This window comes from Flaviramulus sp. (genome assembly GCF_982512915.1).
The window spans coordinates 120,589-139,301 of the sequence record NZ_CEWOCJ010000008.1; the positions used below are offsets into that span (position 1 = coordinate 120,589).

An 18,713-nucleotide genomic window follows, 5' to 3' on the forward strand; every position below is an offset into this window, starting at 1 on the left:
AAATTAAAAAGCTATTATATTGCTAAAACTATTTGATTTAAGGCAATTATAATTTTATGAATATAAAAATTACTGGAACTGGAAGTTATATACCAGACTATATTGAGACCAATGAAAACTTTCATAATCATGAGTTTCTTAATAGTGATGGTTCTCATATAAATGCATCTAGCGAAGTTATTGTTAAGAAATTTAAAGCAATTACTGGAATTGATGAAAGACGTTACGCAAAGAGCCATTTAAATACTTCAGATATAGCAGCTTTTGCTGCAGAAAAAGCAATTGAAAAAGCAAAAATAAATAGAGAAGACATCGATTATATTATTGTAGCGCATAATTATGGTGATTTAAGGAAAGATAGTATACAAAGCGATACGGTGCCCAGTATAGCATCACGTGTTAAACATCTTTTGCAAATCAAAAACCCAAAATGTGTTGGTTACGATTTACTTTTTGGATGTCCTGGTTGGGTTGAAGGTGTTATTCAAGCCAATGCCTTTATAAAATCTGGTATTGCAAAAAAATGCTTAATTATTGGTGCCGAAACCCTATCTCGTGTTATCGATCCATACGATAGAGACTCTATGATTTATTCTGATGGCGCTGGTGCTGTGATATTAGAATCAACAAACGAACCAGGTGGCATTATAACTCATGAAACGGCAACTTATTCGTTGGATGAAGCCCATTATATTTATTTTGGAGAAACTAATAATCAAAACATAAAAGATAACCGCCGATACATCAAAATGTATGGTAGAAAAATTTACGAATTCGCATTAACACATGTACCTATGGCAATGAAAGCTTGTTTAGATAAAAGCGGTATTAATATAAGCGAATTAAAAAAAATACTAATCCATCAAGCAAACGAAAAAATGGATGAAGCGATTGTAAAACGTTTTTATGAACTTTACAATATGGAAATACCTCAAGGTGTTATGCCAATGAGTATTGGTAAACTTGGAAATTCTAGTGTTGCCACCGTTCCTACTTTATATGATTTGATTTTAAATGGAGACCTTAAAGATCAAAAAATAAATAAAGATGATGTTATTATTTTTGCTAGTGTTGGAGCTGGTATGAATATTAATGCGATTGTTTATAAACATTAATGCATGTACGAAAAAACGTTTCCTAATAAGCGATTTAAACATACTATTGAGTTTTTGAAAAAACATGTTTCTACATCTGAAACTATTTTAGATTTGGGTGTTGAAAATCCATTTTCCAAAATTATGATAGAACATGGTTTTACTATTGAAAACACTCAAGGTGAAGATTTAGATTTAGACACTACTAACATTGAAAAATCTGAGGCCGAAGTTGTAACTGCTTTTGAAATTTTTGAGCATTTATTATCACCCTTCACAGTACTAAAAAGTATAAAAGCGAATAAAATAGTAGCTAGTGTGCCTTTAAAATTATGGTTTTCTTCGTCTTACAGAAGTAAAACAGATATGTGGGACAGACATTACCATGAGTTTGAGGATTGGCAGTTTGATTGGTTATTCGAGAAAGCTGGTTGGAAAATTATAGCTACTGATAAATGGACTAATCCAACAAAAAAAATAGGACTAAGACCGATACTTCGATGGTTTACTCCAAGATATTACATTGTATATGCTGAAAGAGTTTAACTTTGAAAAACTAAAATTTCATTTTTGAATTTCTACATCGTCATACCAGCTCATAATGAAGAAAGTTCTATAGGGCTTACTTTAAATTCTTTGGTGAATCAGACCCTTTTACCTAAATGGATTTTAGTTGTAAATGATCATTCTACAGATAACACTCAAAATATTATTGAATCTTATGTTGGTAAATATCCATACATTTCATTAATAAACGTAAAATCTACTAATCAACATTTACCTGGAACAAAAATTATAAATGCATTTTACAAAGGTTATGAAATGCTTGATGATGACTATGATGTCATCTGTAAGTTCGATGCCGATTTAATTTTTCCCGATAATTATTTGCAGCAGTTAGCAATTCACTTTAAAAATGATGATAAACTTGGCATGGCGTCAGGTTTTTGTTACATTGAAAAAAATGATGATTGGATTCTTGAAAACCTTACTCGAAAAGATCATATTCGTGGCGCGCTTAAAGCCTACAAAAAAGATTGCTTTTTACAAATTGGAAAACTAAAACCGTCTATGGGTTGGGACACTGTTGATGAACTACTCGCCAAATACTATGATTGGAACATTTTAACTGATGAATCACTTCATGTAAAACACTTAAAGCCTACCGGAATTAGCTATAATAAAGCCTCTAAATACTTACAAGGTGAAGCTATGTACAAAATGCGTTATGGCTTTTTTATTACTTTTATTTCAGCTTTAAAACTAGCTTACAAAAAGAAAAGTTTATGGTTGTTTAAAGATTATTTAGCTGGTTATTTTAAAGCTAAAAAAGAAAACATTGATTATTTAGTTTCTGAAGATGAAGGCAACTTTATTCGAAATTTACGTTGGAAAGGTATTTTTAGTAAAGTAAAATAAGACACTTCGACTGCACTCAATATGACAAACCAACCAAGAATCAAATTCCAAATTTCAAGAACCAAATCCCAACAATTAATAACCAATACTAAAAACTCCAATCTTTAAAACTACTTGAAGCTTCTAACTTGTTCTCAATAGCATCTTCCAATTCTGGAAAGAAATCGATTCCAGTTAATGCTTCGACTTCATCAACAGAAACAACAAAATCATATAAGGGTTTATCAGAGTTTTGATGAGACATTAAAAAAGCAATCATTTTAGTTTTTCCGTTATTGTTATCAATCAAGATTTTAAAAAACTGATTAGGAACAGCAACTCGCTCAACTCCAATAGTTTTCATATTTCCTTTTAAAACGCCACCTGTAACAACATATACGCCGTTGTATTTACTCGCCCAATACCTAACTTTTTGCTCTAAAGTATTCCAAATTCCTGAGTTAAAATCGTGCTTTTGCGGACTTATATTACTCGTTAAAAAAGTTTCATCATGAGCCAACTGGCTATATCTTCTATCTCCAGCAGGACATAAATGTCCACGATCAAATCCCGATTTTTTATAATTTCTCCAATCTGCAGCACCTGTTTTTACGGCTTCGTCAATTTCAAAATAAGGTCGTTTAAAATTTGTATTTGATAAATGCGCCTTTTTTAATTCATAAGCAACCCATTCAGCTTGTTCATGTGGTTCACTGTATGACAAAGAATAGCCTTGATGATGGATAATTTGACCTGTAGTACTAGTTGGTAAAAAATATTCGTTGGTATTTCTTTTAACTGTTTTACCAATTTCAATAATTTTAACTTTTTCTTCTTTAACTAAAAAATACTCATAGCCATATACTCCCAAAAGCATGAGAATAGCTATTAACCAATAAATTTTTCTTCTAACCAAACTATTCTAAAACAAAATCTAATGGTTGCCCAATACAAGCATTAGGGTAGCTTATGCCTAACAAAGCAGACATGGTTGGGGCTATATCTGTTATTTCTGTCTTTTTAAAAGTATCACCATGCATAATACCTTTTCCAAAAAGCAAAAGTGGCACATGGGTATCATAACTAAAACCACTACCATGAGTAGACCCAGTTATACTGTAAGAAATATATCCCGGATCTGGAACTAGCACAATATCTCCAGAACGCTTTTGATTAAATCCGTTTTGTAATAATCCTTCAACTCCCGTTCTAAATGAATTTTCAGTTAAAGTTAAAGCAGCATATGCTTTATCTATATTTTTATAAGTAATAACTTCATTTACAATGGCTTCTTGTACATCATCTAACTCTAAATCTAAATTTTTAATTTTATTTCTATTCAAAAATATTTGTTCGTTACTTATATTTTCAATCAGATCTGAAGCACTAAATGCTTTGGTTAAAAACGCTTCTATTTTATTTCTTGTTGTCTTATTATTTAGATAACCAGAGGGTATTTTTGCTGTTTGTAAATAAGAAGGTACATCAATAGCACCATGATCTGCTGTTAAAAAAATGGTATAATTTCCTTTTCCAACTTTTTCATCTAAAACTTTAAAAAGTCTTTCTAAATCTAAATCTAATCTAAGGTAAGTGTCTTGAATCTCTTTAGAATTTACCCCAAAATTATGTCCAATATAATCTGTACTCGAGTAACTAACGGTTAAAACATCAGTATCATTATCACTTCCTAATTGCTCTCCAATAATAGCTGCAATAGTAAAATCTGTAACTATATTATTTCCATAAGGTGTGACTTTTAAAATATCAAATCCAGAATTTGTTTTGGATAATTCTTTTAAATCATATGGAAATGTTGCAGTTTCTTTTCCTTTAAAACCTCCTTCAAAATTATTTAAATCATCACCACTTTCCATGTAGGTTAGAATATCATATAAAGTATTCCATTCTTTAAGATAAGATTCAACTTTTTTAGATTTATTAAAATCATTGACCCATTCAGGTAATTCGTTTAAATAATGTGTACTTGTTATAAAATTACCTTCCTCCTTTCCTCTAAACCAATAAGCGGCATTAGCAGAATGACCTGCAGGTAAAATGGCACCGCGATCTTTTAAAGAAATTCCTATTGTTTTTCCTCTCATTTGAGTAAACAGTCTATTTTCGTCTGAAAAAGTTGTGGTTTTCATTCTTTGAGGAGACATACGCTCAAATTCAGAGTTACTTCCTACAGCTAAAACGGAATCATCTTGGGCACAATAAACCATTTTTTTTATTTCTTTATCATACCAATCGTTAGCTATTATACCATGATATTTAGGAGTAGTACCAGTAAAAATTGATGCATGACCTGGTCCGGTTTTAGTTGGTATATAATTAAAATGATTATTCTTGCAATTAAAGCCTTCGTTAATCATTCGTTTAAAACCACCTTCACTGTACTTATTGTAAAAACGGGTTAAATAATCGTAACGCATTTGATCAACCACTATACCAACCACTAATTTTGGTTTTGACTTTAAGTTTTCATTTTGAGCTTCCGCTGAAAAACTAATAGTAAGTATAAATAAAGTAACAAGTATTTTTTTCATAACTGTAATAATATTATCTTCAAAAATACTGATTTTAATACATCATAATTTAAAATTAAAGTTAAATACCTGTAACTTTTTTTTACTTTAGCAAATACAAATTTGTTTATGAATTACCTGCACAATATAGGAGCCTATTTTTTAATGATTGCTGAAATGTTTCGTAAACCAACAAAATGGTCTGTGATGAAACAACTTATTTTAAAAGATATTGACGATTTAATAATTGGCTCTCTAGGTATTGTCGCCTTTATTGCCTTCTTTGTTGGTGGCGTTGTTACTATTCAAACAGCATTAAATATTAATAACCCTTTAATCCCTAAATACTTGGTTGGCTTTGCAACAAGACAATCTATTGTTTTAGAATTTGCTCCTACTTTCATATCTATTATCATGGCTGGAAAAGTAGGATCATTCATCACATCTAGCATAGGTACTATGCGAGTTACAGAACAAATAGATGCCTTAGAAGTTATGGGAATTAACTCTTTAAACTATTTAGTTTTTCCAAAATTTATTTCACTTTTACTATATCCATTTGTAATATCAATAGCTATGTTTTTAGGTATTTTAGGAGGTATGGCTGCCTGTGTTTATGGTGGATTTAGTTCTCTTGATGATTATATATTAGGTATTCAAACCGATTTTATACCTTTTCATATTACTTATGCGTTTATAAAGACCTTTGTTTTTGCATTTGTTTTAGCAACAATTCCCTCATTTCATGGCTATTACATGAAAGGTGGCGCTTTAGAAGTTGGTAAAGCCAGTACTACATCATTCGTTTGGACGAGTGTAGTAATTATTCTTTTAAATTATTTACTAACCCAAATGCTTTTAAGTTAATAATGATAGAAGTTAAAAATTTACATAAGTCATTTGGTGATGCACATATCTTAAAAGGTATTTCAACTTCGTTTGAAAAAGGAAAAACCAATCTTATTATCGGGCAAAGTGGTTCTGGTAAAACCGTATTTTTAAAATGCCTTTTAGGTCTATTTGACTATGAAGAAGGCTCTATTTCTTATGACGGAAAAATATTTGCTCAGTTGACAGAAGATGAAAAACGTAATATCCGCGCAAAAATAGGTATGGTATTTCAAGGCAGTGCCTTGTTTGACTCTATGACTATCGCTGAAAATGTGATGTTTCCTCTTCGTATGTTTACCAAACAAAGTAAAAGTGAAATGCAAGATCGGGTAGACTTTGTTTTGAAACGTGTAAATCTTGATGATGCGCATAAAAAGATGCCCAGTGAAGCTTCTGGAGGTATGCAAAAACGGGTTGCCATTGCACGAGCAATTGTAAACAACCCCATGTATTTATTTTGTGACGAACCTAATTCGGGATTAGATCCAAAAACTGCTATTGTTATTGATAATCTTATAAAAGAAATCACTGAAGAGTATCAAATTACCACAGTAATTAATTCTCATGACATGAATTCAGTTATGGAAATAGGAGAGAAAATTGTATTTCTTAAAGATGGATTAAAAGCTTGGGAAGGCTCAAAAGAAACCATTTTTAAAACAGATAACGAAGTGGTTACAGATTTTGTTTACTCCTCAAACTTATTTAAAAAAGTTAGAAAAATGTATATTTAAGAAAACATTTAATTAGTTACGTTTAATAATAACATTTTTAACTTGTAATTCTTGTTTTAACCACTCGCTAAGTTTATCTTCTGTAACCTTAAGTATACTGTCCTTAATTCCTGGGCTCCATTTTACAGAAGCAACATTTAGTGTGTCAACTTTTATAAAATCTTTAGACTCCAAGGTATTAGAAAAACTAAAATACTGCAACTCATTAAATCTTACTTTTGCATCTCTAGACAAGGTTGAAAAAGCAATACCACCTAATTTCTGATTATTCTGTTCTAATGTCTGATTTAATAATACTATTTCGGATTTTAAATCTTCAATTTCCTTTTGTAGACCAGAAATAATATTCTTACTAGATTTCAATTCTTCTCTAGCATCTTGGTATGCGTTAGATATTAACTCATAACTTTTTGTATCACTCCCTTTTATTTTCAGAGTAACATCTCTTAAATCAGGATAAAGTGGATTGTTTTTTAGTTCGTTAAGCAAGTCTTGTTTAGTCGCATCAGAAACCTCGTTAAAGAAATTAAGTTCAATCGTTTTTCCTTCGAAATCACTATCAAAATTCATTAACTGTAAAGCATCATTAGATTTTACTTCAAATTCTAAAAACTTATTTAACTCTACTTTAAATTTTGTTTGATTATAAACATTCCAAAAAGTAAAACTTGCAGGAATCATAACAACAATAGCAATTAAGGTAGCAAATCTAGAAATTAAACGTCTGCGTTTTGAATTTGCATATTTAAGCATTGGAAAACGTAATATTTTAAGCACCAAAAATGTAGAAAGTGCTATAAAAATAGTGTTTATTGTAAATAGATAAGTAGCACCAAAAAAGAACTTCATATTCCCAACAGCTAATCCATATCCTGCTGTACATAATGGAGGCATTAAAGCTGTTGCTATAGCTACACCAAAAATAACGGATGCTATAGTACCTTTTTTTGTTTTAGCAACAATAAGAGCTAAACCACCAAATATGGCCACAAAAACGTCTAAAATATTAGGTTGAGTTCTTGCTTCTAATTCTGGTGTCAATTCGGTTAAAGGTGATAATTTAAAATACAAAAATGCAGTTATGATACTTAATGAAACCATAACCAACAAATTAATTAAAGACCTTTTTAGTGTATCAATATCATTAATTGCTAATGACATACCAACACCTAAAATAGGCCCCATAAGTGGAGAAATTAACATGGCACCAATTACTACCGCTGTAGAACTTACATTTAAACCAATGGAAGCCACAAAAATGGCAAAAATCAATATCCAGGCAGTTGCCCCTTTTAAATTAATATCGTTTTTTATAGCTTGAATAGTAGCATCACGATCGGTATCATCACGAAAATCAAGTAATTCACTAATAAAAGTCTTTATACTTTTAAATAATCCTTGAGCATCTTTTTTTACAGCCTCTTTAGATTCATCAACAGATTGTTGACTTTTAACCTTTTCTTCTTCAGAAAAGTTAAATTTACTTTCTACACTCATAATTAACCATATTGTACTCCAAACTTATTTTTTACATTTTGAAGTGTTTTCTTGATGTCCTGTTCTTTTGCTTTAGGAAAGATAAGCAAAACTTCGTCTTTATCAACTATAATGTAATCCTTCAAACCATCAACTACAACAATTTTATTGTTTTTGGTTCGTATCATATTACCAGAAGCATCTTCGGTTAACGTTCTGGAATTAACAACTGCATTTCCGTCTTCATCTTTATCTAACTTATCATATAAACTTCCCCATGTGCCAAGATCATTCCAATCAAACTCAGCAGAAATAACATATACATTATCAGATTTTTCCATAATAGCATAATCCACCGAAATATTTTCTGCTTTCGGGTAATTTTCTTTTATAAAATCACTTTCATTTTCTGTATTATAAGCTAAAATTCCGGATTCAAAAAGTTCGTATAACTTAGGTTGACTATTCTTAAAAGTATTAATTACTGTTTTAGCACTCCACATAAAAATACCCGCGTTCCATAAAAAATTACCTTGTGCAATAAATTGTTTGGCCGTTTCGTAATCTGGTTTTTCTCTAAATTGATTTACTGATTTTATCGCTTGGGAGGAAGCGTTATCAAATTCAATATAACCATAACCTGTATTTGGGAATGTTGGTTGAATACCTAAAGTCATTAACGCATCATTACTCTCGCAAAAATCAAAAGCTTGTTTTACGTTTTTTGAAAAAGTTGCTTCATCTTCTATCCAATGATCACTTGGCGCCACAATCATTACAGCATCTGGATTTTCTTTTTGGATTTTTAAGGATGCATACAAAATACAAGGGGCTGTATTTCTCATGGCAGGTTCTAAAACTACTTGCTTTTGTGTTACTTCTGGCAATTGCTCTAAAACCAAATTATTGTAACGCTCATTAGTTAGTATATAGATGTTTTCTTTTGGAATTAAATGTGCTAAACGATGAAACGTTTTTTGGATTAACGTATCACCAGTTCCCAACATATCATGAAACTGCTTAGGAAAATCTTCTGTACTTACTGGCCAAAACCTAGACCCAACGCCTCCTGCCATTAAAATGGCATAATAATTCTTGTTCATATTATTATTTTAATATTTCTACTTCTGCATTTGGATTAAATAAATATAACCTTCCTGTTTTTAACTCCACACATTCAAAACGTTTTACGCGCTTTTCTCCCATTCTAAAAACCTTACCATTATACAATTTAAAATCACTCCCTAAAGGTACTTGAAAAATAAATGTTCTGCCATTTGATTCGTCAAATTGCTTTAAAGCTAAGGCTAATTGCACATCTGAATCACTAGAAGCTTTAGGGTTTTTAAAATGTTTAGCCAATAGAGGCAGTATATCATTTGGAAAGGTTTGTGGATTTATAAATGGAAGCATTAAATGTTGAAATGTATGTTTCCACTCTAAACCATGTGGTTTAATAAATTTACCAAAGGTTTTATAGGCTTCAAAATGAGCTATTTCGTGAATAAGAGTGATTAAAAACCGATACTTATTTAAGTTTGAATTGATGGTTATTTGATGCTTACCATTAGGTAATCGCATATAATCTCCATGTCGTGTTTTACGTTCATTCTTTATTTTAACTAATAAATTATCGTGTTCTAAAAGTTTTAGAACTTTAATAATTGTGTTTTCAGGTAGGTAATTTACAAGTTGATTTTGCATGAGGTAAATTAAGGCGTAGAACTAGAAACCTGCAACAATTTACCATTGTAATATGTATTCCCATTTAAAGAAAAATCAAAAATATATTTTGCCATTTCTAGAGCCGTTGTTGGTGCTTTATATCCTGGAAATGCTTCTTCAAGCATTTCTGTTTGCACAGCGCCTAAAGCCAATACATTAAATGAAATGCCAGATTCTTTATATTCTTCGGCTAACAATTCAGTTAATGTAATTACAGCCGCTTTACTTGAACTATATGCTGCTAATCCAGGAAACTTCATACTGCCTTGTACGCCACCCATTGAGCTGATGGTTACAACATGACTTTTGCTTTTCATAAATGGCAATGCAACCCTTGTTAACTCCGAAACCCCAAATACATTGGTTTTATATACAGATTCAAAATCTTGAATAGTTGTATCAGAAAACGGTTTATTAAGTAAAGCACCTGCATTATTTATTAAAATATCAACTTGTTTCCAATTAGTTTTAATAAAATCTTCAACTTTTCTGTAAGCATGAGTATCACCTAAATCAAAGGAAAAAGAATACACATTATTTAATTTCAAATTATGAATTGGTTTTTCATTCCGAGAAAGCGCCAAAACTTGATGTCCATCTTTTGAAAATAATTTAACTAACTCAAAACCAATACCACGGCTTGTTCCTGTAATAATAATATTTTTACTCATTATTCATTTTTATTTCCTTTGTTGGTGTATTACACATGGTTTCTATCGCAGGAATCATTTTATTAATTAAATTTGCCATATGCTCATAATCAAGTTTATCAGCTTCATCATCAACATGATGGTAATAATCATAATTTGTTAAATCGCAACTTGAAATAGTTTGACTAGGCGCATTGAAAAACTCATAAAAAACATAATTATCTGAACGTCTAAACAAATTGTATTTCTTAGACACTTCAGAATAACCTGTTAGTTTAAAATTTGCGTATTCATTAATTTTATCAGATAAGTTTGACAATTCATAACCTGTAACAAAAGCAATATAATCTCTATTTACAAAAGGTACACCAATCATTTCAAAATTTAGCATGGTGTATAAATCTATATCTTTATTTTTGAGTTGTTTTGCTAAATTTTCAGATCCTTTTAAACCCATTTCTTCTGCTGTAAACAAAGCCACCAAAATACTGCGTTTATTACTTTTTGTAGCCGCAAAATAATTAGCTATTTCTAAAACAGCACTTGTACCAGCTGCATTATCATTTGCACCATTTGCTACAACATCGTCTTCAACTTGTTTTACGGTTCCTATGTGATCGTAATGAGCTCCGATTATAATAATCTCGTTTTTTAACTTTTCATCATAACCTTCAATAAACCCAACTATATTATATGCACTCAAACCTTTCAAATCAAAACTATCTCTGTAGGTTTCAAAATATGGCTTAATATTGTTTTCTTTAAAACTGTTTTCAATAAAAAGTGCTGCTTTTTCTATTCCTGAGGTACCCGTATTTCTGCCTTCCAATTCATCTGAAGCTAGATAAGAAACTGTTGCTTTTAAAACATCACTACTTACATCATAATTTTTTGATGTTTTTAAAGATGATGTAAAAATAATATCATTTTTTGAAGGTTTTGGTATTTGATTTAAACTGGGGTTTTCATTATTAATTATCACTGTTGAATTTTTACAGCCTAAAAAAAGGAATAACACAATAACTAAATATATATTTTTCATAGTATAAATTAAAGTTTTAAAGATAAAAAACTAATGGCTAGTTAAAAATTAAAAGTCATTTAGTTGTCATTATGTTAATTAATTTCCTTTTTTTAGTAAAATTGAAACAATTTATCCTCAATTCTATCACTGCATTTAATTTAGATTAAGCCTACATTAATCTTTACTTTCCAAAACAAAAAAGATGTATTTTAAATGCGTTATTAATTTACTAATAGTGTTTTTAGCAATCTATAGTAATGAACAATCACAGTATAAACTATCGGCTTTAATTTCGGATGTTAATAATGAAGGTATCGCTTATGTTAATGTGTTATTAATCAAAGCAGGTGACTCTACACTTGTAAAAGGAACTATCTCATCATAAATTGGATTATATTCTTATGAAAATGTACCCGTTGGTAATTATAGAGTAATGTGTAGCTATGTTGGGTACCAAATCGCTTATTCTACCCCTTTTTATTTAGATAAAGATTATACTGTTGTAACTTTAATTTTAATTGAAGGTGAAAATTTAGATGAGGTATATATTGAAGCAAAAAATCCATTATACGAGCAAAAAGTAGATAGAATGGTAATAAATATAGAAAACAGTATTGCTTCTTCAGGTGGAACAGCATTAGAGGTTTTAGAACGCTCACCAGGCATCAATGTAAACAGGCAAAGCAATAGTATTTCAATTGCTGGAAAAGAAGGCGTTATGGTTATGGTTAATGATAAAATAAGTTATATACCTGCATCATCTTTAGTACAAATGCTTCAAGGTATGAGTGCTGATAATATTTCATCTATCGAATTAATCACTTCGCCTCCAGCCAATTTTGATGCTGAAGGTATTGCGGGTTACATTAATATTATTTTAAAAAAGCGAACGGATTTAGGACTAAATGGTTCTTATTCATTTTCAAGAGGTTACGGAAGAGGTGTTACTAATAATGATAATCTTAATTTTAATTATAGAAAAAACAATATAAATATTTTTGGCAGTTATGGGTTTTCTCTTGATTAGAGAGCGCAAATAATGAAAACAAGTAGAGCTTATGAAGAAAATGGAAATTTATTAACCACAAAAACTGTTACTAACAGAGATCCAACTCAACGTAACCATAATATCAGATTTGGTGTAGATGTTAATACTTCTGACAAAACCATTATGGGTATTTTAATAAGTACTTTTGATAATAGCTGGACTATGGATGCCATAAATAATAGCTTTGATTCAGAAAATGGCATTCAAACTTCATTTGTAATATTGGATAATAAAGAAATTAATCGACTAAAGCATATAGGAGCTAATTATAACGTTAGACATAATTTTTCTGAAAATAAATTCATCAGCTTTGATATTGATTATCTAAATTATAATTTTAATAACCCTGCTTATTATCGAAATTCTTTTTTTGATAGAAACAACAACTTTACTAATCTAGAACTTTTAAGAAGTGGAAAAGAGACGCCAATAGAAACTTGGGTAAGCAAATTAGATTATAGTAATCGCGTTAATGATAAAGTTAAATTTGAAATGGGAATAAAAGGCACAAAATCTAATTTTGAAAACGATGTTAGTGTTGAAAATTTTATAAATAACCAATGGATAACAGACCCCTCTTTAACAAATAAAAGTGTATTAGATGAAAAAATTTATGCCACATATGGTGCTTTAGAATATAATATTAATGATAAAACAATTGTGAAAGCTGGTATGAGATATGAGCATAACAAATCAAAATTAGACTCGGATACACAGGGTAATTTAGTAGATAGAGATTATGGTATATTTTTTCCTAGTGTTTATTTGAGTAAAAAGATAAATGACACGCTAAGCATGAATTTATCTTATTCTAAACGGATAACAAGACCAACATTTAACGATTTAGCACCTTTTGTTATCTTTTTCGACCCTAATACCTTTCTATCAGGAAAATGCTTCTTTACAACCTGCAATATCAAACGCTTTCAAATTTAATGTTAATTATAAATCTTACTTTATATCTTTTCAATATACCATTGCAGATTCATCCATAGCTGGGTATCAAGAACGAATTGATGCAACTACAGGCAGATTAATTTTTGAAGCCGCTAATTTAGATTACACAAAAACTTTTGGAATGACACTTGGTTTACCTCTAAAAATAACTAACTGGTGGCGTACACAAAATAATTTAAACTTTTTTAAACAAGAGGCAAGAACTTTTTATAATGATGAACCCATAGAGTTAAGCCTTGGAAATTTTTCAGCTAATAGTAAGCACTCATTTAAAATATCAGATAGATTTTCTGGAGAATTATCTGGTTTTTATAATGGCCCAAGTTTTTTTGGATCAGCAAAATATGATGAAGTAATAGGTTTAAATTTAGGCTTTCAAAAGAATTTTAGTGACAAATGGGGAACTTTAAATTTCTCAATAAATGATATTTTTGACTCTATTGAGTTTAACTGAGGAACCGATTTACCAGAACAAAATATAAAAAAAAGAAATACATTTGATTTTTCTAACAGAACATATACTATCACCTAATCCCGAAACTTTGGAAACAGTAAATTAAAATCTGCTACAAATCGTGAAACTGGTTCTGAAGAAGAACGCCAAAGAATAAACTAAAAAAACCTGATTCAAATTAATGAAACAGGTTTTTTTATGTAATACCTACTGTATTTAGAGAAGTGATTAATCACACCAACATAGTAACCGGATTTTCAATATATCCTTTTAATGTTTGAAGGAATTGCGCTCCGGTTGCTCCATCAACCGTTCTGTGGTCACAAGCCAAAGATAATTTCATAGTATTTCCAACTACAATTTGTCCGTTTTTAACGACTGGTTTTTCAACAATGTTCCCCACCGATAGAATCGCCGAATTTGGTTGGTTAATAATAGACGTAAAGGTATCTATACCAAACATACCCAAGTTGGAAACTGTAAACGTACTACCTTCCATTTCTGCAGGCGTTAATTTTTTATTTCTAGCTTTTCCAGCTAGGTCTTTAACGGCTGCCCCAATTTGTGGCAAATTTTGCTCATTAGCAAATTTAACAACTGGCACCACTAAGCCATCTGGGACAGCTACCGCCACACCAATATGAACGTGGTTATTTAAACGCATTTTATCTGCAAACCACTGAGAATTTACTTGCGGATGTTGCTTTAAAGCCAATGCACAAGCTTTAACAATCATATCATTATAAGATATTTTTGTGTCTGGAATGGTATTAAATTGTGTACGAAATGCAATTGCATTTTCCATATCAAACTCTACACTTAAATAATAATGTGGTGCTGTAAACTTTGAGTTAGTTAAAGCTTTGGCTATGGCTTTACGCATTTGCGAGTTTGGAACATCCTCAAAATCTTCCTGTCCAGCAGGTACAAATTTACCAACTGAAGTACCAGACGTTGCAGGTGTATAATTTTCTATATCTCTTTTAACTATACGTCCGTGTTCACCAGAACCCTTAACATTAGTTATATTAATACCTTTTTCTTCTGCTAATTTTTTAGCTAAAGGTGAGACAAATATGCGACCATTAGCATTAACCGGAGTTGGTTTTGGTGTAATTGTTTTTGTTTCAGCTGCAACTACAGGTTCAGTTTTTTGAGCTTCTATTTTAGTCTCAGTTTTCGGAGCAGCTTCTTCATTTTTTGGAGATACCGAAGCTTTAAAATTATTGGCTACACCAGAAATATCTGTTCCTGCTGGACCAATAATAGCTAATAATGCATCTACTTTTGCCGATTCACCTTCTTTTAAACCAATTTCTAATAATGTACCTGACTGGAATGATTCAAATTCCATAGTAGCCTTATCAGTTTCTATTTCTGCCAAAATATCACCTTCCTCAACTTTATCACCTACTTTCTTTAACCATGTTGCCACAGTTCCTTCTTCCATGGTATCACTCAAACGAGGCATAGTTACCACTATAACGCCTTTTGGTAATTCTTGAGCTGGTGAATCTGCAAAATTAACATCTGAAACATCTTTAGTTTCATCAGCTACTTTAATAACATCAGATTTAGCTAAATTAGTATTTCCATTTAAGAAACCTGAAATATCTTCACCTGAATTACCAATTATTGCTAATAACTCATCAACTTTAGTGGTTTCTCCTTCTTGAACACCAATATAAAGTAGTGTTCCTTCGTTGAAAGATTCAAACTCCATAGTTGCTTTGTCAGTTTCTATTTCTGCTAAAATATCACCTTCTTCAACCTTATCTCCTACTTTTTTTAACCAAGCCGCTACGGTTCCTTCTTCCATGGTATCGCTCAAACGCGGCATATTTACTACTATAGCCATAGTTTATAATTTATGTTGAATAAATGGATAATCTTCTTGCTCGTATACGACATCGTACATTACATTCTTATCAGGGAATGGTGATTCTTCTGCAAATTTTTCACACTCAGACACTAAGTCTTTCACACGTTTATCAATAATAGAAATTTCTTTCTCAGTTGCGTATTTGTTTTCAAGTAAGATATCCTTCACTTGAGTGATAGGATCGATTTTTTGATACTCAGCTACTTCATCTTTTGTTCTATAATGTTGCGCATCACTCATAGAATGCCCTCTATAACGATACGTTTTTAATTCTAAAAATGTTGGCCCATCACCTCTTCTAGCTCTTTGAATCGCTTCATCAAAAGCTTCAGCAGCCTTTACTGGATTCATACCATCTACTGGTCCACAGGGCATTTCGTAACCTAAACCAAGTTTCCAAATATCTGTATGGTTAGCTGTTCTTTCAACCGAAGTTCCCATTGCATAACCGTTATTTTCACAAACAAAAACAACAGGAAGTTTCCAAAGCATTGCTAAGTTGAAAGATTCATGTAAAGAACCTTGTCTTGCCGCACCATCGCCAAAACAACATAAAGTTACCGCATCACTCCCGTGATATTTATCTCCAAAAGCAATACCTGCACCTAAAGGAATTTGACCTCCTACTATACCGTGCCCACCGTAAAAACGATGTTCTTTAGAAAAAATATGCATAGAACCACCAAGACCTTGAGAGGTGCCAGTAGCCTTACCATATAATTCTGCCATTACCCTTCTAGGATCCACACCCATACCAATTGGCTGTACGTGATTACGATAAGCAGTTATCATTTTATCCTTAGTTAAATCCATGGCATGTAAAGCACCTGCTAATACAGCTTCCTGACCATTATATAAGTGAAGAAATCCTCTTACTTTTTGTTGGATATAAACTGCAGCTAGTTTATCTTCAAACTTTCTCCAGAATAACATGTCTTCATACCATTTAAGGTAAACCTCTTTTGTGATTTTTTGCATTATTAACGTTAATTTGGTAAACGAATCACAAAAGTAACACTTTACTCATTAATGAAAAAACTGAAAATAGTAAATTTTTGTGTGAATTTGCTATAAAATAGATTTATCAAAAATTAATGGAAGTAAATTGGCTAATGATTTAGATTTGGCAACTTTACCTATTTCACCCATAAAATAAATTTCGATAGGTGTTTCTTGCTTTATTTCATACTCTGCAATAGCCTGTCGGCATGCACCACAAGGAGGAATTGGCTTTTTTGTTTGATTATTTTTTGAACCTGCAGAAATTGCCATTCTAACTATTTTAGCATTGGGATATTGAGAACCTGCATAATAAATTGCCGTACGTTCTGCACATAACCCAGAAGGATAAGATGCATTCTCTTGATTATTACCTGTTATAATTTCACCATTATCTAAAAGCAATGCTGCTCCCACATTAAATTTTGAATATGGCGCATAGGCATTATTTCTAGCTTCAACAGCTTTTTGCATCAATTTAAAAGCATTTTGAGGAAGCTCATGGACATTATCAAAAACAAATAATGAGCATTCTATTTTTATTTCCTTCATAATCAAATGTATTTAATAAATTTAACAAACAAAAAAACTATTGCTGTTAGCAATAGTTTTTTAATATATTTTTAATAAAATATTTACTAATATTCGTTGTATTCACCTGCTCCAATATTGAAAGTAAGTGAAAAACGCAACGTGTTTTCTAAAGGACTTTGAATTTTAGATGCTGAAAACAAATATGATAAATCAATATTTACAACATTAGCTTTAAAACCTGCACCAAGCGCTAAAAATTTTCTTGCACCTTTTTCTTCACTTTCATTGAAATAACCTGCTCTAAAGGCAAATGAGTCTTGATACATATATTCTGCTCCTAAAGACCATGTAAACTCTTTTAATTCTTCACTAAAACCACCAGGAGCATCACCAAATGATTGGAACATACCAGATAAAAAACTCACATCCGGATCTCTTCCTTCAACAATAATAGTTGGTTCACTACCATCATTAGCTTGAGTACCATTAGAATCTGCATCAACAAAACCATAAACAGGAGGTGTTGGAACTAAAAGCTTAGCTACTTCAGCTGTCACAGATACTTTGTTATAATCGTCAAAAATAAAGTCAAAACCTGCTCCAAGACGCAAATTGGTAGGTTGAAAATTTTCTTCACCACCTTCATCATATTTAAACTTAGGTCCTATATTCTGAATAGCAAAGCCTGCTCTCCAACGTCCATTAAAATCAGAATAAGCTTCTTCTTCACTTTGATAATAACCAGAAACATCTACCCCAAAAGTACTTGCAGCAGTAATATCACCTCCTAAACCTGGTAATCTTAAATCTGAAGATAAATAACGCATAGCTACCGACATAGCAAATTGATCTGATAATCTTAATGCATATGATGCATCAATTGCAAACTCATTTGGTCTTTGTATCAATGCTTCCGAAAATTCATCTGCAACAAATTCAATATCGCCTAATGAAAAATATTTTAAGCTAACTGCAAAAGCGCTTCGCTCATCTAAACGGTTAAAATAAGTAACATTACCTAAAAAAATATCATTAACTAGTTTGCTTAGATAAGGTGTGTAACTTACACCTATTCCTGATTTAGTTTCTGAAAATGCATATTTTGATGAATTCCATTGTTGTGAAAAAGCATCAACTGAAGTTGCAACTCCCATATCTCCCAAAGCGGCAGCTCTGGCATCTGGTGCAATTAATAAAAAAGGAACTCCAGTAGTAATTACTCTTCTTTCTTGATTTGGGAAAATTATGGTTTCTTGTGCATTAACTTTAAAAACAAAAGCAAATACTATTAATATCAATATGTTATTCTTCATAAA

At 31.2% G+C, this 18,713-nt stretch carries 20 protein-coding genes; 9 read left to right on the forward strand and 11 right to left on the reverse strand.

All coding sequences use genetic code 11. The annotated features are described in order from the left end of the window. Positions 1-56 precede the first annotated feature (56 nt). Genes AC1XJX_RS07775 through AC1XJX_RS07785 form a run of 3 tightly spaced genes read left to right on the forward strand, consistent with a single transcriptional unit; the run spans position 57 to position 2,513 of the window. Positions 57-1,115 (forward strand): 3-oxoacyl-ACP synthase III family protein, encoded by a 1,059-nt coding sequence (locus AC1XJX_RS07775; protein ID WP_482003405.1) that lies wholly within the window; start codon positions 57-59, stop codon positions 1,113-1,115. Positions 1,116-1,118: 3 nt separating this feature from the next. After that, on the forward strand, positions 1,119-1,640 hold the full coding sequence (locus tag AC1XJX_RS07780) for a class I SAM-dependent methyltransferase (RefSeq protein WP_482003406.1): 522 nt from the start codon (positions 1,119-1,121) through the stop codon (positions 1,638-1,640). Positions 1,641-1,664: 24 nt separating this feature from the next. After that, positions 1,665-2,513, forward strand: a complete 849-nt coding sequence (locus tag AC1XJX_RS07785; RefSeq protein WP_482003407.1) for a glycosyltransferase family 2 protein — start codon at positions 1,665-1,667, stop codon at positions 2,511-2,513. 88 nt (positions 2,514-2,601) lie between these two features. On the opposite strand, the gene AC1XJX_RS07790 is transcribed toward AC1XJX_RS07785, so the two are convergent. Together AC1XJX_RS07790 and pafA are read right to left on the reverse strand one after the other, a co-directional pair. Then, positions 2,602-3,369, reverse strand: coding sequence for a DNA/RNA non-specific endonuclease (locus tag AC1XJX_RS07790; protein WP_482003408.1), 768 nt, complete (start codon positions 3,367-3,369; stop codon positions 2,602-2,604). 40 nt (positions 3,370-3,409) lie between these two features. Beyond that, on the reverse strand, positions 3,410-5,044 hold the full coding sequence (pafA, locus tag AC1XJX_RS07795) for an alkaline phosphatase PafA (RefSeq protein WP_482003409.1): 1,635 nt from the start codon (positions 5,042-5,044) through the stop codon (positions 3,410-3,412). A 108-nt stretch (positions 5,045-5,152) separates the two neighbouring features. On the opposite strand from pafA, the gene AC1XJX_RS07800 reads away from it, so the two are divergent. Beyond that, the gene (locus AC1XJX_RS07800) at positions 5,153-5,890 is read left to right on the forward strand and encodes an MlaE family ABC transporter permease (protein WP_482003410.1); all 738 of its coding nucleotides are present in this window, start codon (positions 5,153-5,155) and stop codon (positions 5,888-5,890) included. Positions 5,891-5,892: 2 nt separating this feature from the next. Beyond that, positions 5,893-6,648 carry an ABC transporter ATP-binding protein gene (locus AC1XJX_RS07805; protein WP_482003411.1) on the forward strand — a complete coding sequence of 252 codons (756 nt, stop codon included), beginning with the start codon at positions 5,893-5,895 and terminating at the stop codon, positions 6,646-6,648. 12 nt (positions 6,649-6,660) lie between these two features. On the opposite strand, the gene AC1XJX_RS07810 is transcribed toward AC1XJX_RS07805, so the two are convergent. Genes AC1XJX_RS07810 through AC1XJX_RS07830 form a run of 5 tightly spaced genes read right to left on the reverse strand, consistent with a single transcriptional unit; the run spans position 6,661 to position 11,541 of the window. After that, complete coding sequence (locus tag AC1XJX_RS07810) at positions 6,661-8,145, reverse strand: DUF389 domain-containing protein (protein WP_482003412.1); 1,485 nt, start codon at positions 8,143-8,145, stop codon at positions 6,661-6,663. A 2-nt stretch (positions 8,146-8,147) separates the two neighbouring features. Continuing rightward, a complete protein-coding gene (locus AC1XJX_RS07815) occupies positions 8,148-9,227 on the reverse strand; it encodes a mannose-1-phosphate guanylyltransferase (protein ID WP_482003413.1) in 1,080 nt (359 codons plus the stop codon). Between the two features lie 4 nt (positions 9,228-9,231). Beyond that, positions 9,232-9,828, reverse strand: coding sequence for a SprT-like domain-containing protein (locus tag AC1XJX_RS07820; RefSeq protein WP_482003414.1), 597 nt, complete (start codon positions 9,826-9,828; stop codon positions 9,232-9,234). Between the two features lie 8 nt (positions 9,829-9,836). Beyond that, the gene (locus tag AC1XJX_RS07825; RefSeq protein ID WP_482003415.1) at positions 9,837-10,520 is read right to left on the reverse strand and encodes an SDR family NAD(P)-dependent oxidoreductase; all 684 of its coding nucleotides are present in this window, start codon (positions 10,518-10,520) and stop codon (positions 9,837-9,839) included. Continuing rightward, positions 10,513-11,541, reverse strand: coding sequence for a M20/M25/M40 family metallo-hydrolase (locus AC1XJX_RS07830; protein ID WP_482003416.1), 1,029 nt, complete (start codon positions 11,539-11,541; stop codon positions 10,513-10,515). The genes AC1XJX_RS07825 and AC1XJX_RS07830 overlap by 8 nt, the downstream gene beginning before the upstream one ends. Before the next feature lie 184 nt (positions 11,542-11,725). Between AC1XJX_RS07830 and AC1XJX_RS07835 the strand changes: the two genes are divergently transcribed. The 4 genes from AC1XJX_RS07835 to AC1XJX_RS07850 are packed head-to-tail and all read left to right on the forward strand — an operon-like array spanning position 11,726 to position 13,982. Beyond that, positions 11,726-11,908, forward strand: coding sequence for a hypothetical protein (locus AC1XJX_RS07835; protein ID WP_482003417.1), 183 nt, complete (start codon positions 11,726-11,728; stop codon positions 11,906-11,908). 48 nt (positions 11,909-11,956) lie between these two features. Next, entirely contained in the window at positions 11,957-12,550 is a 594-nt protein-coding gene (locus AC1XJX_RS07840) for a hypothetical protein (protein ID WP_482003418.1), read from the forward strand. Positions 12,551-12,562: 12 nt separating this feature from the next. Next, positions 12,563-13,507 carry a TonB-dependent receptor domain-containing protein gene (locus AC1XJX_RS07845; protein WP_482003419.1) on the forward strand — a complete coding sequence of 315 codons (945 nt, stop codon included), beginning with the start codon at positions 12,563-12,565 and terminating at the stop codon, positions 13,505-13,507. Beyond that, positions 13,425-13,982 carry an outer membrane beta-barrel protein gene (locus AC1XJX_RS07850; protein WP_482003420.1) on the forward strand — a complete coding sequence of 186 codons (558 nt, stop codon included), beginning with the start codon at positions 13,425-13,427 and terminating at the stop codon, positions 13,980-13,982. Before AC1XJX_RS07845 ends, AC1XJX_RS07850 begins: the two co-directional genes overlap by 83 nt. Positions 13,983-14,214: 232 nt before the next feature. Here the strand turns inward: AC1XJX_RS07850 and AC1XJX_RS07855 are convergent, their stop codons facing one another. The 4 genes from AC1XJX_RS07855 to porV form a co-directional block, all read right to left on the reverse strand. Further along, the gene (locus tag AC1XJX_RS07855; protein WP_482003421.1) at positions 14,215-15,840 is read right to left on the reverse strand and encodes a pyruvate dehydrogenase complex dihydrolipoamide acetyltransferase; all 1,626 of its coding nucleotides are present in this window, start codon (positions 15,838-15,840) and stop codon (positions 14,215-14,217) included. Between the two features lie 3 nt (positions 15,841-15,843). Then, positions 15,844-16,842, reverse strand: a complete 999-nt coding sequence (gene pdhA / locus AC1XJX_RS07860; RefSeq protein WP_482003422.1) for a pyruvate dehydrogenase (acetyl-transferring) E1 component subunit alpha — start codon at positions 16,840-16,842, stop codon at positions 15,844-15,846. Positions 16,843-16,932: 90 nt separating this feature from the next. After that, a complete protein-coding gene (cdd, locus tag AC1XJX_RS07865) occupies positions 16,933-17,415 on the reverse strand; it encodes a cytidine deaminase (RefSeq protein ID WP_482003423.1) in 483 nt (160 codons plus the stop codon). 86 nt (positions 17,416-17,501) lie between these two features. Continuing rightward, positions 17,502-18,710, reverse strand: a complete 1,209-nt coding sequence (porV, locus tag AC1XJX_RS07870) for a type IX secretion system outer membrane channel protein PorV (RefSeq protein ID WP_482003424.1) — start codon at positions 18,708-18,710, stop codon at positions 17,502-17,504. Between the last annotated feature and the right edge of the window lie 3 nt (positions 18,711-18,713).

What these genes read in the sequence shown, in the direction of transcription:
- AC1XJX_RS07775 (WP_482003405.1), top strand. Translation starts at nt 57, where the DNA reads ATGAATATAAAAATTACTGGAACTGGAAGTTATATACCAGACTATATT.
- AC1XJX_RS07780 (WP_482003406.1), top strand. Translation starts at nt 1,119, where the DNA reads ATGTACGAAAAAACGTTTCCTAATAAGCGATTTAAACATACTATTGAG.
- AC1XJX_RS07790 (WP_482003408.1), bottom strand. Translation starts at nt 3,369, where the DNA reads ATGCTTTTGGGAGTATATGGCTATGAGTATTTTTTAGTTAAAGAAGAA.
- pafA (WP_482003409.1), bottom strand. Translation starts at nt 5,044, where the DNA reads ATGAAAAAAATACTTGTTACTTTATTTATACTTACTATTAGTTTTTCA.
- AC1XJX_RS07800 (WP_482003410.1), top strand. Translation starts at nt 5,153, where the DNA reads ATGAATTACCTGCACAATATAGGAGCCTATTTTTTAATGATTGCTGAA.
- AC1XJX_RS07805 (WP_482003411.1), top strand. Translation starts at nt 5,893, where the DNA reads ATGATAGAAGTTAAAAATTTACATAAGTCATTTGGTGATGCACATATC.
- AC1XJX_RS07810 (WP_482003412.1), bottom strand. Translation starts at nt 8,145, where the DNA reads ATGAGTGTAGAAAGTAAATTTAACTTTTCTGAAGAAGAAAAGGTTAAA.
- AC1XJX_RS07815 (WP_482003413.1), bottom strand. Translation starts at nt 9,227, where the DNA reads ATGAACAAGAATTATTATGCCATTTTAATGGCAGGAGGCGTTGGGTCT.
- AC1XJX_RS07820 (WP_482003414.1), bottom strand. Translation starts at nt 9,828, where the DNA reads ATGCAAAATCAACTTGTAAATTACCTACCTGAAAACACAATTATTAAA.
- AC1XJX_RS07825 (WP_482003415.1), bottom strand. Translation starts at nt 10,520, where the DNA reads ATGAGTAAAAATATTATTATTACAGGAACAAGCCGTGGTATTGGTTTT.
- AC1XJX_RS07830 (WP_482003416.1), bottom strand. Translation starts at nt 11,541, where the DNA reads ATGAAAAATATATATTTAGTTATTGTGTTATTCCTTTTTTTAGGCTGT.
- AC1XJX_RS07835 (WP_482003417.1), top strand. Translation starts at nt 11,726, where the DNA reads ATGTATTTTAAATGCGTTATTAATTTACTAATAGTGTTTTTAGCAATC.
- AC1XJX_RS07840 (WP_482003418.1), top strand. Translation starts at nt 11,957, where the DNA reads ATGTGTAGCTATGTTGGGTACCAAATCGCTTATTCTACCCCTTTTTAT.
- AC1XJX_RS07845 (WP_482003419.1), top strand. Translation starts at nt 12,563, where the DNA reads ATGAAAACAAGTAGAGCTTATGAAGAAAATGGAAATTTATTAACCACA.
- AC1XJX_RS07855 (WP_482003421.1), bottom strand. Translation starts at nt 15,840, where the DNA reads ATGGCTATAGTAGTAAATATGCCGCGTTTGAGCGATACCATGGAAGAA.
- pdhA (WP_482003422.1), bottom strand. Translation starts at nt 16,842, where the DNA reads ATGCAAAAAATCACAAAAGAGGTTTACCTTAAATGGTATGAAGACATG.
- cdd (WP_482003423.1), bottom strand. Translation starts at nt 17,415, where the DNA reads ATGAAGGAAATAAAAATAGAATGCTCATTATTTGTTTTTGATAATGTC.
- porV (WP_482003424.1), bottom strand. Translation starts at nt 18,710, where the DNA reads ATGAAGAATAACATATTGATATTAATAGTATTTGCTTTTGTTTTTAAA.